Source organism: Phormidium yuhuli AB48 (assembly GCF_023983615.1).
Taxonomy (GTDB): Bacteria; Cyanobacteriota; Cyanobacteriia; order Cyanobacteriales; family Geitlerinemataceae; genus Sodalinema; species Sodalinema yuhuli.
On the sequence record NZ_CP098611.1, the window covers coordinates 1,755,199 to 1,769,303 of the forward strand.

Annotated in this window: 6 protein-coding genes; 2 read left to right on the forward strand and 4 right to left on the reverse strand. The window is 50.4% G+C overall.

Annotation, left to right across the window (positions count from 1 at the left end; all coding sequences use genetic code 11):
• Nucleotides 1-161: 161 nt before the first annotated feature.
• Nucleotides 162-2,879: a tetratricopeptide repeat protein gene (locus tag NEA10_RS07570; RefSeq protein ID WP_252664718.1), complete on the forward strand. Its 2,718-nt coding sequence runs from the start codon at nt 162-164 to the stop codon at nt 2,877-2,879.
• Between the two features lie 281 nt (nt 2,880-3,160).
• The gene (locus tag NEA10_RS07575) at nt 3,161-6,004 is read left to right on the forward strand and encodes a glycosyltransferase family protein (RefSeq protein WP_252664719.1); all 2,844 of its coding nucleotides are present in this window, start codon (nt 3,161-3,163) and stop codon (nt 6,002-6,004) included.
• 17 nt (nt 6,005-6,021) lie between these two features.
• Here NEA10_RS07575 and NEA10_RS07580 read toward each other — a convergent pair whose 3' ends face one another.
• The 4 genes from NEA10_RS07580 to NEA10_RS07595 form a co-directional block, all read right to left on the reverse strand.
• Nucleotides 6,022-6,777, reverse strand: coding sequence for a hypothetical protein (locus tag NEA10_RS07580; protein ID WP_252664720.1), 756 nt, complete (start codon nt 6,775-6,777; stop codon nt 6,022-6,024).
• 209 nt (nt 6,778-6,986) lie between these two features.
• The gene (locus NEA10_RS07585) at nt 6,987-7,922 is read right to left on the reverse strand and encodes an NAD(P)H-dependent glycerol-3-phosphate dehydrogenase (RefSeq protein WP_252664721.1); all 936 of its coding nucleotides are present in this window, start codon (nt 7,920-7,922) and stop codon (nt 6,987-6,989) included.
• A 105-nt stretch (nt 7,923-8,027) separates the two neighbouring features.
• Nucleotides 8,028-9,923 (reverse strand): two-component system response regulator, encoded by a 1,896-nt coding sequence (locus NEA10_RS07590; protein WP_252664722.1) that lies wholly within the window; start codon nt 9,921-9,923, stop codon nt 8,028-8,030.
• A gap of 194 nt (nt 9,924-10,117) precedes the next feature.
• A complete protein-coding gene (locus NEA10_RS07595) occupies nt 10,118-13,867 on the reverse strand; it encodes an EAL domain-containing protein (RefSeq protein WP_252664723.1) in 3,750 nt (1,249 codons plus the stop codon).
• Nucleotides 13,868-14,105 lie beyond the last annotated feature (238 nt).

Below are 14,105 nucleotides of genomic sequence, written 5' to 3' on the forward strand. Positions count from 1 at the left end.
GTCAGACCTATCCCTGATTGGCCCACTCATCAATTCAAACCATTCAGTTCACCATCCGGATCCTGTCTTCTTCCTTTCAGGGGGATTGGGAACAATCCGGATTGAGTTGACCCCATCCGTAAGATGCAACTAGCACTTCTGTAGACGACGGATTACGGCTCATGAGCACTTCTCCCGCCCTGTTAGCCCTGACAGCTCTCTTGATTCCCGAAGCGGACACCGCTGAGTTAGCCTTAATGCCCCCCGATACCATTCCCCCACCCCCTAGTGAGGCTCAACCGGAATTGCAGTCCGAGATTGAGTCCGAAGTGGCGATCGCACAACCCGAACACCAACTTACCCTTGCTTTGGTTTCAGACTCTAGTTCCCTATTTACGCAGTATGTTCGCTTCTATCAGGTCTTATTACTAAGTTTGGCCCTGTCTCCGGCGGCGGCGATGACGGTTTTTGCTGTGTTGCGTCGGCGGGTGGTTCGTTATCTAACCGATGAAGTGCGTCAGGAACTCCAGAGTCTGGAAGAGTTGGAAACTGATTTGGAATCGCGGACGGAACAGGCGGATCGACTCCTTGGGGATCTCGAACAACGACTACGGGAGCAAACATCGACTCCTAATGATGAGATTAATGCTCTGAGCCAATCTGTTGAAGTGCAACTGGCGGAGATTCAAGAAATTGATGGGTTTCGGGAACGGAGATGGCAAGAGTTACAAGAGCTACTCTGGACAGTCTATTGCAATCAGGAGTCGAACCGGAGTCAACTAGCTCAGCTTGCCCCAGAAACACTGTTAGCTCAGTTGACGGGAGCTGGGATCGATGAAGATGATCCCCAAATGGGGGAATTCCCAGATCTTCCCGACCTGTTGCCCCTGGCCGAAGAGTCTAACGTTGATGAAGATTCCCCTGGGGAAGTCCGAGATTGTCCTGAAGCGGAGATTTTAGTCGATGACTTAGCCGTCCCCTCCCCGTTGTCAATGACCTTAGAGGAGTCAGAGGAGGTAAACTCCCCGCCGGACGCTTCCTCCGAGGAGACCTCTGAAGAGACTCCTTTGAGGGTTGAGTTGGATGAGTTGGATGAGTTGGATGAGTTGGATGGGACGTTTGAGTCTCGGGAGAATTGCCCAGACGACCCAGAGAGCTCACCCTCCTGTCCTGAAACTCGCGAGGGTTGGTTAGTCCTGGCTCGGGACTTAGAACAACAAGGGTGTTGGGTGGATGCGATCGCCGCCTACGAACAAGCGTTAACCTATCCCACGTCCGAGTCCACCGATAGTAGCCCCCTCTCTACGGCCGAATCCTCCGCCTCTCCAGAATCTGCCTCAGAGCCTCAGGCCACCCCAGAGTCCCTTAGCTTTGAGCAGTTAAAACAACAGGCCCAAGAACAGAGTGATCATCGTCAATGGCCCGCTTGCATTGAAACCTGTCAACAGGCCCTAGACCAACAAAAAGATGCCCATCTCTATAAACTCCTCGGTAATGCCTTTCAAGCTTTGGGCCAGTTTAGGGAAGCTCAAGGGAGTTATCGAGAAGCGTTACGGCTCGATTCTAATTTTGCCGAAGTCTATGCCAATCTCGGCAGTCTCTACGCCCAACAACAGGATTGGGCCAGGGCTATTGAATGTTTTCGCAGGAGTCTACAGCTGCAACCGCGACTGGCGGCGGCTCATCGGAACTTAGCCAAAGTCTGGGAAAAGCTGGGGAACGAACGGGAAGCCTTAGACTGTTGGCATCAGGCCCTAGAGATTGAGCCAGACTGGCTTGAGGCGAAAGAACACCTAATTCTGGGCAACCGCTGGGTGAAGCTGGGTCAGTGGCCAATGGCTGAAACCTGTTATCGTCGAGCGATCGCCCGGGATGCTAAGTTACTCGATGCCTGGCATAACCTAGCGGAAGTGTTGGCCTATCGTCAAGAGTGGCAAACGGCCCGGGAGACCTATGAAATTATTTTGCAAAAAGACCCCCAACGGGTGATTTCTCAACTGGGGTATGCCCGTATTTTGGCTAATTTAGAAGCCTGGCCCGAGGCGATCGCCCAATATCATCATCTGGCCGAAGTTGCCCCAGCCCAAGTGTTAGCTCAATATCGCTTTGCTCAACGGCTCAAAGAACAGGGGTTAACCGCCGAGGCCATCAGCGTCTATCGCCGGGCCTTGGAATTTGTCCCAGATAACGTTGAACTCCAATTAGGCCTGGCGGAACTCCTCTGTCAGGTTGAGGACTGGGAACCGGGTTTAGAGGCGGCCGAGCGGGCGATCGCCCTACATCCCCAAGTTGCCAAAGCTCACTATTATGCAGGACGCTGCCACGTCGCCTTAGAACAATGGCAAGCCGCTGCTGACCATCTACAACAGGCGGTATCCTTAGATCCGCAATTTTTCTGGTCTCACTATTTTTTAGGGAAATCACGTCTGGCCTTGGAACAATGGCAAACCGCCGCTGAGGTGTTGGAGGCTGCGATGCCCCTCAATCCGAGCTTTCACTGGGGCTATCTGGAACTGGGACAAGCTTGGATGCAATGTCAGGCCTATGATCAGGCTGTGGCGGCTTTCCAACGGGTGTATGAGTTGGCCCCGGAGACCCCCTGGTTGGCCAAAAAACTGGCCGATGCCTTACGGGGACGGGTGTTAGCGGATATGGAGCAAGCCGTCACCTGGTATCGGCGGGCGATCGCGGAGCATCCCCAAGACTTGGATAATTATCACCGAGCCTTAGACCTAAAATCCAATGATATTGACCTTTACGTGCAACTGGCCGACCAACTGGCCCATGAGGATCAACTCAGTGGGGCCATGACGTTCTATCAGATGGCTTTACAAATCGACGGCGATCGCCCCGATATCAAAGCGAAACTCGAAGGCCTGCTCAAAAAAAAAATAAGGTAACCCCAACCCCTCCCCCCCAACCTCAAGTTCTCAATCCAGGGGAGATTACCGGGGAACTGCAACTGGTCACCCCAGATTTCATCTATGGTTGGATTGTCCATACCCAGACCCCAGATCGACCCCTGTGGGTCGATGTTTATATTGGCCAAACCCATCTGGGAACCTACCCGGCTCGAACTCAGCGGCCTGACATCGCTCGCTTTTTCAACAGTCGAGGCTTCCACGGTCTAGAACTGAAAATTCCCCCCTCTATCAATACCTCGGAGCCGGTTCCCATCCGGGTGACCCCCCATGGTAGTCAGCAGGATCTCAACCAGTCCCCCATTTGGCTCAAACTCGGCCCCCAAGGACAACAACCGCCTCGTCCCGCCACCGGCGATCGACCCCAGACGCCCCCCCTCTACCCCATTCCTCAATCTCCCCACCGCCAGCCCCGAATTGCCCTAATTATCCTCAATCGCAACGGGGCCGGTCTTCTACAGAACTTATTTTTATCTCTACAAGCCCACAATAGCTATAACAACCTGGAACTCATCGTCGTCGATCATGGCTCAAGCGATGACAGTCTAGTTCTCTGTTATCAATGGCAAGACCGCTTACCCATCACCCTGATTCCCCGAGGGCAAAACTACAGTTTCTCTGCCTCCAATAACTTTGCCGCTAAACAGACTGACGCCGATTTAGTCTTGTTTGTTAACAATGATATTAGCTTCTGTCAAGACATTCTCAGCCCCTTAGCCCAAATGATGGAGGATGACAGCCTAGGGGTTGTGGGTCTCAAACTTCTTGATCTAACCGATCACTCCAGTTCTCTACCTCCTCCGATTCAACATCTTGGGGTTCAGTTTGATTTCTATAATCCCTTTACCAGTTTTTCTCCCTTTGAAGTTCGAGAAAATCCCGCTTGGACTGAGGTCACACATCAACCTTGGCGAGTTCCTGCGGTCACTGGAGCCATGCTACTCTGTCGTCGTCAGGAATTTTTAGACGTAGGGGGCTTTGATGAAGGCTACTTCTATGGCTATGAAGATATTGACCTCTGTTTGCGATATCAAAAAAACCTCCATAAATCTATTGTTTGTGCTAATCATTTAGCCGCTCAACATAATCGAGGAGTTTCTCGCTTTGACTCAAAATGTTCCAGCTCTTTTCTAGCCAAAATCAGTCAAAATTGGCAGCATTTAGACCAGAAATTTGGCTATTACTTACGCCGCCGTCATTTAGCAGATTTTTTTAGTCAAGAGTCCTATTGGACAGGGCAACCCCTGCGAATTGGGTTTGCCGTGACTGATGTTGATTTGGCAACAGCCGCTGGAGATTACTTTACAGCCTTAGAGTTAGGAGAAGAACTGGCAAAGCAGTACGGTTGGCAGGTATTTTATTTGGCAAAGACCCAGGGAGAGTCCTGGTATGATCTGCATCAGCTTGATGTCCTAATTGTAATGCGGCAGGATTATGATTTAAGAAAGCTTAAAAATGCTAAGCCTCGCCTCATTAAAGTAGCCTGGATTCGCAATTGGTTTGATGCCTGGACTGACACAGCATCAATCGCAGATTATGACTGTGTTTGGTCTTCCTCTCAGATAGGAGTTGATTATCTTGAAGATAATCTCTCGAAACTCGTGATGCGGCTGCCAATTGCTACCAACCCACAACGATTTTCCAAGGATTTACCTGCTCAGGAGGCATTCCAATCAGATTATTGTTTTACAGGCAATTTTTGGACAGTTCCTCGGGACATTATGAGCTGTTTACGACCGGAGCATTTGCCATTTACATTTGCTTTATATGGTCATCATTGGCAGGATATGCCAGAGTTATCTCCCTATTATCGAGGAGCAGTTCATTATGACCAGCTTCCCTACGTTTATCGCTCCACTAAAATTGTCATTGATGATGCTAATACGGCAACAAAACAATGGGGCTCAGTCAATTCTAGGGTGTTTGATGCCCTAGCAGCGGGTGCATTGGTCATCACAAATGGCAAGCTCGGTAATCATGAAGTGTTTGGGGGATTACTGCCTACATTTGACTCTCCTGAGTCCTTGGAAAGGGTCTTGCAAGAGTATTTGAATCATGAGGACTTACGGCAAGAACGGGTCAAGCAATTACAGCAGCAGGTTTTACAACAAGAAACCTATGCTCAGCGAGCCAAAACCGTTTTTTCTCTGCTGCGGGAAACGATGACGCAGCGGTATCGAATTAGTTTGAAGATTGGAGTTCCTAATCGGGATGAATGCCAAGAATGGGGAGATTATCATTTTGCGATGGGCTTAAAACGAGCCTTTGAGCGGTTGGGGCATTCGGTTCGCATTGATATTTTAACGGAGTGGTATGATTCCCCGAGTTTTGGGGATGATGTGGTGATTGTCTTACAAGGCTTAAGCCACTATCGCCCCCAACCTCATCATCTAAATTTTCTCTGGCTGATTAGCCATCCTGAGACGATGACCCTGGAGGATTATGAGGGGTATGACCAGGTTTTTGTGGCCTCACATATCTATGCAGAACAGATTCAACATCAGGTTAACGTTCCGGTCAAACCCTTGTTGCAATGTACGGATACATCCCGATTTTATCCTGACCCGAGTCTGGGGGAGGCGGCCCCGCAGGTGTTGTTTGTGGGAAATTCTCGCCAGGTGTACCGTCCCATTGTCCGGGATGCGATCGCCGCTGGCTTAGAGGTTGCGGTTTATGGACGCCGTTGGGAGTCTTTTTTACCGCCGGGGTATCATTGGGGCACTTACATCCCCAATGATGAGTTACGACGGTATTATACGGCGGCGGGGGTGGTCTTAAATGACCATTGGCTAACGATGGCTGAGGGGGGATTCCTCTCGAATCGTTTATTTGATGCGGCGGCTTGTGGGGCCATGATTGTTTCGGATCGAGTTAAGGGATTAGAGGCCGTCTTTGGGGAGGCGATCGCCTGTTATGATGACTCTTCTGGGTTAGGCCCTCTAGTCCAAGACTGTCTGCGTCGCCGGGACGAGACCGCCTCGCAGCGAGTCCAGTTAGCGGATTGGATTCGCCAACATCATAGTTTTGAACAACGAGTGGAGACCCTATTGGAGGCCATTGAGTCTCTCAATAGGGTCAAAATGGGGGCAAGCCAGGAGTCTTAACTGAGTGAGCCGTGGCGTTAACACCCTCCCGGACACGGATTCCAGCAACGGATATGACTAGGAGACTTCTGAAACTCCAAGGATTCCTCTTCTAAATTGACCCACCAAACTTCGCGAATCTCAGGATACTCGTCTGCATCCTCATAACCATGAGTCTGCACAATCGCCATCATGGCTGAATCCTCTCCATCTAACCGTTCACAGAAGGGAATCCAGGATTCTCCCCCTTGTAGGGGAGGACTCACCGCTTCCGCCGCCAGAATACCAAACACGCCATAGGACCCCCCCGTCGCCATGGGGACATCATATATGTGATTTTGTAACAGGAGGACTCCTTCAATCTCATCCTTGTCACTTTGCACAAACTGCAAGGAATAGCCACAGACGTGACCGGTTTGATCCTCCACACAGCGGCCAAACGAGAGCCAATCAGGCATCATTTCCACTTCTGCGGACTCCCGTTGTCGGTCGGACCAACCGAGCCACCAATCTAAATACCGTACGATCGCCTCAGCCATGGCCTGGCGGGTCTCATCCCCCTGTCCCGCAAATCCGTCTGCGGCCGCCTGGAAATTGGCGATCGCCCCCTGCCAATCTCCAATCTGAGTACGTTGGCGACCCCAATCCAAGAAGGTTTCTGGGTTCATGGCCTCGGGAGAGTTCTGGCTCAACTGCATGGATTGGGCCGGACTCTCCGTGTGAACTAAGGCGGGGGTACAAGCCCCAACTAACAGACTGACTCCCAAGGCTAAACGGGGTACAAACAGGTTCATATTGACTTCAACTCCCCAAAATATGGGTCAAGGAATTAACCCTAAAGAACCTGATGATAGCGCAAAATTTGCCAATTGACGAGCTAGCACTTAGCATCTGGGCCTGATTTAGACGGCCCCAACTCAGACAACATCGTCACCGGTCAAATCACTCAGCAACGATGTTATCTATTCTGGCGATCGCCGAGACCAACAGAGCCTCTTAACCCTTAATTTTCCTCTGGTGTAATGACCTCGGGTTTAAGGTCTCGTTCCATCAACGCCGCTACGGCTTCTTCTGGGGTGATTTGGTTATTGAGTAAGCGATAGACTTGATAGGAAATTGGCACTTCAATTCCCTGTCGCTGTGCCAAATCAATCAAAACATTTGTCGTATTCACCCCCTCAGCAGTACTCTGGATTTCCTCTAAAACCTGTTCTAAGGTTTTATGTTGCGACAAGCCAAACCCTACCCGATAATTGCGGCTGAGACTACTGTTACAGGTGGCTAACAAGTCCCCTAATCCTGCTAATCCCCAGAACGTTTCCACCTCCGCCCCTAGACTGGTTCCCACGCGCACAATTTCAATCAAGGCTCGGGTCAATAGGGCGGATTTTGCATTAATTCCTAGGTCTAAACCATCACATACCCCAGAGGCGATCGCCATCACATTTTTTAGGGTTCCTCCAAGTTCTGTTCCAATGGGATCAGTATTGGTATAAACTCGAAAAATATCTGAGGAATAGGCTTCCTGAATCGTCTCTGCTGCCTTCATATCTCGACTGGCAGCGATGGTGGCGGCGGGAAGTTCTTTGTCAATCTCCTTGGAGAGGTTTGGCCCCGACAGCACAACGACTGGATGATTGGGGAAGGCTTCCTGCCAAATTTGTGACGGGGTGCGGGTTGTTGACGGTTCTAAGCCCTTGGTAGCGGTGACAATGATGGTTTGAGGGGGTAAACCAATTTCCTGGACTTTGCGGGCTGTTTCTCCTACCCCTTTCATGGAAATTGCTGATAGGAGAACATCTGCATGGGCGATCGCCTCCTCCAGACTGACCTCACCCCGGCGAGACCAAAACTGCACCTGATTATCGCCATACTCGGCCAGTTTACCCAATGCCGTACCCCAAGCACCGGTTCCTAGAATTGTAATCTGTTTCGTCATCGTCCTGTTATACATCCTTAGTGACTGCCATGGGTGGCTATGGGTTATAGTTTATCTCAAATTGAAGTCTAATTTTCAGGAAGGTTTCTCCACTCTTCCCACATCTTACCAATGATGTTTTCGTGCGAGTAAGTCCGTGGCCGCTTCAGCGGTCAGAGGTTTGGAGAAATAATAGCCCTGACCGTACTCACAGCCTAAGTTCCGTAGTTGTTCGACATGAACCGCCGTTTCTACCCCTTCTGCAATGACGTTCATATTTAGGCTATGAGCTAGGGTGACGATGGCTTGGACGATTTCGCGCTCGTCATTATCTTCATCAATTGGATCGACAAAAGACCGGTCAATTTTTAGGATATCCACGGGCAATCGGTGTAAATGACTGAGAGATGAGTAGCCTGTACCAAAGTCATCGATACTAAGTTGAATATTTCTGTTTTTTAATTGCTCTAAAATAGACTTGGCAACTTCGTAATTACCGACAATAGTGCTTTCTGTAATTTCTAGTTTTAAGAATTTTCCGTTTAATCCTGAATCTTTTAAAATATCATCAATTCGATTTAATAAGTCTATTTGTGCAAACTGCTTGACTGAAATATTAACAGAAACGGTTAGGTTTTTTGCATGATCATATTGACATTGCCAGTTTCTCAAATGACTACAAGACTGGCGTAATACCCATTCACCAATCGGAACAATTAAGCCAGTTTCTTCCGCAGCGGGAATAAACTCTGCTGGAGAAATGTGTCCTCGTTCTGGGTGATGCCAACGTAAGAGAGCCTCAAAGCCAACAATTCCTCCCTCTTGTAAATCCACAATGGGCTGGTAATTGACCTTAAATTCGCCCCGTTCTAAGGCCCGTCGCAGATTCGTTTCCAATTGGAGAAAATTAACGGCGCGATCGTGCATCCCTGAGTCAAAGACCCGATAGCGGCCCTTACCTAAATCCTTGGCACAATACATCGCGGCATCGGCATCACGCAATAGGTGTTCGGGTTGGGTATATTGAGAGGTTCCTAACACAATGCCAATACTGGCCCCGATAAATACTTCATGGCCATCCACATGAAATGGGGCCGTCAGTTGTCGTTGAATGGTTTCCGCCGTTTCAATGGCATTCTCGATTCCCTCAATGGGATTGAGGAGAATGGTAAACTCATCACCCCCGAGACGAAATAGAGTATCTACTGGGCGTAAACATAGTTCTAGACGCTCGGAAATGAGGCTGAGGAGGCGATCGCCCGTCAAATGTCCCAGAGAGTCATTAACTACCTTAAAGCGATCGCAGTCGATAAACAACACGGCAAAGCGATAAGCCTCATTCTCTCGGGTCTCTTCCAACGCCGCTTCTAACTTTTCCATCAACAAAACCCGATTGGGCAGGCCAGTCAAAGAATCGTGAAGGGCCATATACATCAACTGTTCCTGCACCTGCTTACGCTGGCGGATTTCCGTTTGCAGTTGGGAGTTCGTGGCTTCTAATTCCGCCGTCCGTTGTTGGACTCGTTCTTCGAGCTTCTCATTCAACTGACGCACCTGCGCCTCAATGAGGACGCGATCGCCAATCTCCTTCTGAAGCCGTTGATTTTGCTCCCGCAGTCGCTGCTGTAGATCCCGAATCATTAACTGATTTTGAACTCGGGCCAGGACTTCCTTAAACTGAAATGGCTTAGAAATATAGTCCGTTCCCCCCACAGTAAAGGCTTTGACCTTATCGAGGGCATCATCCAAGGCACTGATGAAAATAACCGGAATATCACAGGTATTTTGATCTTGCTTCAGGAAGCGACAGACATCATAGCCGTTCATCCCCGGCATCATGATATCGAGTAAGACTAAATCTGGCTTCCCATACCGGGCCCCCTCCAATCCCGTGGTACCATCAACCGCTACACAGACTTCATACCCAGCACGAGTTAGAATCGTGTTGAGTAATTCAAGATTTGCGGGGGTATCGTCGACAATTAGAATATTGCCTTTGGAGGGACGATCAGGGCTACTCATTACAAGTTGGGGCAACAATGGGGGTAGGGATCGGGGTTGAGGTTAAGCTTAGGACGTTCGGTGCGATCGCCCAACCCCTATCTAGCACGTTAACCTTCATTTTAGGGAAAATCCAGGGGGTTGAGAATGACCCCGGTCACTCCGGTTCCCGTAAATACCCGTAGAGACCAGCCATTGTCATGATGGAGCACTTTTTAGTCATGAGCATCGCCGCTGGGAAAATCCGGGAGGAGGGACCAATCTTGATTGGCTGAATCCAGATGAACATCCGGGGCAATCACCACCTGGTTTCCCCCAGAGGCCTTAGCCGCCCGGACTGCAAGTTGAGCGGTTTCCAGTAGAGAGGTGGCATCTACATTGGGATTGGGTCGGTCACTGGCCACCCCAAAACTGACGGTTAAGGAGGTGGGTGTCAATTGCGTTGTAATAAACCGCTGAGCGTGTTGACGGAGTCGTTCTGCGATCGCCCGCCCTTGGCTGGTATCCAAATGGGGCAACAGCACCCAAAATTGATCCGTTTGCCAACGCACCAGAGAGGCTCCCCGACGAGTGAGACTCTCTCGCCAAGCCTGTGCCAAGGTTTTTAGAGCGCGATCGCCTGTTTCCTGGCCATGACGTCGGCAATAGTCCTTAAACCCATCCACATCCGCCAAAATCACCGTCAGAGGCAATTGGGTATTCAGCAAGCGTCCCCATTCATAGGTAAGGCGGCATTTGAAGTTGGCCCAATCTGCTAACCCAGTAAGGGAATCGTGACCACAGGGCTGCTCCCTCGGGGCATCATAGGGTAACTCCATCAACAACAATAGATTAGCAATTTTCTCCAACCAGGCAAGTTCCCTCGGCTGCCAATTACGAGCCGCCGCTGCCTGATGCAGAACGATCGCCCCCCAAATTCTGCCTTGCTGATAAATCGGCACCAGCACACAGGCCTTGACCCGCTGTTCCGCCAAAACCACCGCATCATCCACACTTAAATGCACATAATCCAGATTACATAAGGCTAAGACATCCGGCGAGGGCTTCGACACCAGTGAGTACAAATCCGGGGCGGCTGCCGGCCGATGATGAGGATTTCCCCCATCTTCGGCAATGGGAATTGTATTGCCATAGATGTCATAACGATAGGCCACCACACTCAACAGGCCCAACTGACGACGAATTCCCACCACGGCTTGCTGAAACACGGCCACCAGAGGCTGTTTCCCCAATAGGGCCCGGCTGAGGCTCGTCAGATGCTCTTCCCAACGCAGATGATGATTGAGGCGGTCTAAACGTTGCTGAAGTTCATCGCGATCGCGACGCAATCCCACATTTGCCTGTTCTAAATCACGAATACGCCGCTGGAGAAAGGCGCGGCGTTCAGCGGTTTCTGGCAAGCTCGCTTGACTGGTATGACGGGGGCGACGGGGACTGAGAACGGCCACCTTTTCAATGCCCTGAAACACAGCCCATTGCCGTAACAAGTCAGGAATCTCTGTGCCCGGAACTGGACGGCTAAACAAATAGCCCTGGGCTAAATCACAGTGAATTGATTTGAGAAATTCTGCCTGTTCGCTAGTTTCCACCCCTTCAGCTAAGACAATCAGATTCAGACCTTGTCCGAGAGCCACAATGGTTTTGGCGATCGCCGCATCACTAGAGTCTTGGGTTAAATCCCGCACAAAGGAGCGATCAATTTTCAGGGTGTCGAGGGGAAACTGTTTAATAAAACTCAAACAGGAATATCCCGTGCCAAAGTCATCCATCGCAATTTGCACCCCCATCTCCCGCAACTGCTGCAACACAGAAATGCTCAACTCCACATCCTTAACCGCTGTGGTTTCAGTGATTTCCAGCTCCAGATAGCTGGCCTTCATCTGGGTTTCTTCTAGAATTTCGACAATCGTATCTAACAAATTGGGCTGTTGAAACTGACGGGCCGAGAGATTGACCGCCATTTTCAGGGGCTTGAATCCCATCTTGACCCAATCGCGATGTTGTTGACAGGCTGTTCGTAGAACCCACTGGCCAATGGCATTAATCGCCCCCGTTTCTTCAGCAATGGGGATAAAGCGATCTGGGGCAACCTGGCCTCGTTCAGGATGCTGCCAACGAATCAAGGCTTCAACGGCCACGATTTTGCCGCTGCCTAAATCAATTTGCGGTTGATAGTGTAAACAGAACTCTTGATTGAGAATGGCTTGTTCGAGATCTAACTCCAGGGCCAGGATATCCGCCCGACTGTTAAGCATCTCGGGATTGTAGAGGCTGATGGTGTTGCGTCCCTGTTGTTTAGCCCAATCGAGGGCTGTTTCTGCATATCTCAGTAGACTGGTATTATCTCGTCCATGTTGTGGGGCTAGGGCCAGGCCCAGGCTGGCACTAATGGAAAACTCTCGTCCTTCACATTCAAAGGGTTGTCGTAACTGAGCGAGCATATCCTTGGCCAGGGCCATGACCCCACGACGACAGCTTTGCGGCCCCAATAGGAAGACTAATTCATCTCCTCCCCAACGAGCCAGGCAATCTCCTTCTTGTAAACAGCTTAAAACCCGCTGGGTTATTGTTTTGAGCAGGCGATCGCCCACATGATGGCCAAAGGAGTCGTTGACGGCCTTAAAGCGGTCAATATCTAGGAACCCCACTGCCATAAAGGCTTGTTGTTGCTGGGCTTCCACCAAGGCTAAGGATAACTGCTCGTCAAAGAGTAAACGGTTAGGTAACTGAGTTAAGGGATCATGGGATACCTGATAGTGCAACATTGCACTGACGCGATGTTGCACCACAGCAATATAGAGATGAATTCCCAGTTGATGAGCCAGTTTCCGTTGGGATTCAGTCCAGGGATGAGTTTGACCGCGATGGGACTCTCGCCAAGCTTCAAATGAGGCCCGAGGTCTTCGCTGTCGTTGATCGGGATTCAATTTGCCTGCCCACCAGACTGATTTATTGTAGCCGCGACGGAATAAGGTCAAATAACCCACGCATTGGCGATGATATTGTAGGGGGATCACCAACAGCGATCGCACTGGAGTGGGCGTGAGCCGCTGGGCCAAAAACTCTAAGGCTGGATTCTCCGTCCAAGCCTGGGCATTCAGGCTAATGGGTTCTGGGTGGGGCGAACTATCCAAACTCAAGGGGTTATAACCCAGAAACCCCGCCTGCCATTGAGGATGCTCTTCCAACTCGGTCAACCCGACTCCATCACCCACCGCTGCCACATCAACGCCTTCAATCTCTGGCTGGGAGCAGACATACAAACGCCCCCCACTAGCATTTAGGGCTGATACCGCTTCCTCCAGCACCTGCTGTTGGATGGAACTCCAGGACTGGCGATCGTCGAGGAGTTGCGTCACCCGTTCTAGGGCCTGCTCATGCTGTTGGCTTTCCCGGGCTTTCGCTAAAAGCTGGGACTGGGTGATGGCAATGGCAATCTGGTCAATGGCCAATTGTAAGATTTGCCGCTCATAGTCTGAAAAATGGCGCGGCTGGCTGTGATGAATGCTCACCAACCCCCAGAGGCCATTCCGTTCAAAAACCGGTAGTGTTAAAGTCGCCTGAACCCCCATCGCCTTGAGATAATCTCGGTGACAATCACTAACAGTTTCTTGGTAAGGGGGAAGCTTTGGGTCTAGGGGAAACAGAGTTTTACGAGCTTTGCTAATATCCGGGATCATCCATTGGCGAATCCGGGCAAAGGTTTGGCGTGCCGTAGGGGGAATATCCTCCGCCGGAAAATGTAAGCCCGCTAACGGGGGTAGGCGATCGCCCTGGCGAGCTTCCGCCACCACGACCCCACTACCATCTCTCTCAAACTGATAGAGTTTGACACGATCAATTTTTAAAAACTCTTGAATTCCTTCAACACTACGACTTAGGATTTCCGGCAGTTCTTGGGAGTTACGAATACTCCACGCGATTTGATGGAGGATATCTCCGGGATCGGGAACGGTATTGGACATGGGGGTTGGGGGCGTCTCTCGGTCTTGACAAACACGCTAGTGGTCGTTTGATCGAGTCCTGATTTATAGTGTGGCAGATTCACACCCGGTTAGCGAACTCAAGGGGCTAACCCTTTATATATTGTCATATTTTCCAGTCTGCCGCTATTCTGTTGAGCTTCCCTGTCATCTCAGGTCAAGGCTTCTCAATCCCCCCAAGCTGAACCTAACTCATTGTCTGTTGAGTGAGCTTGGATTG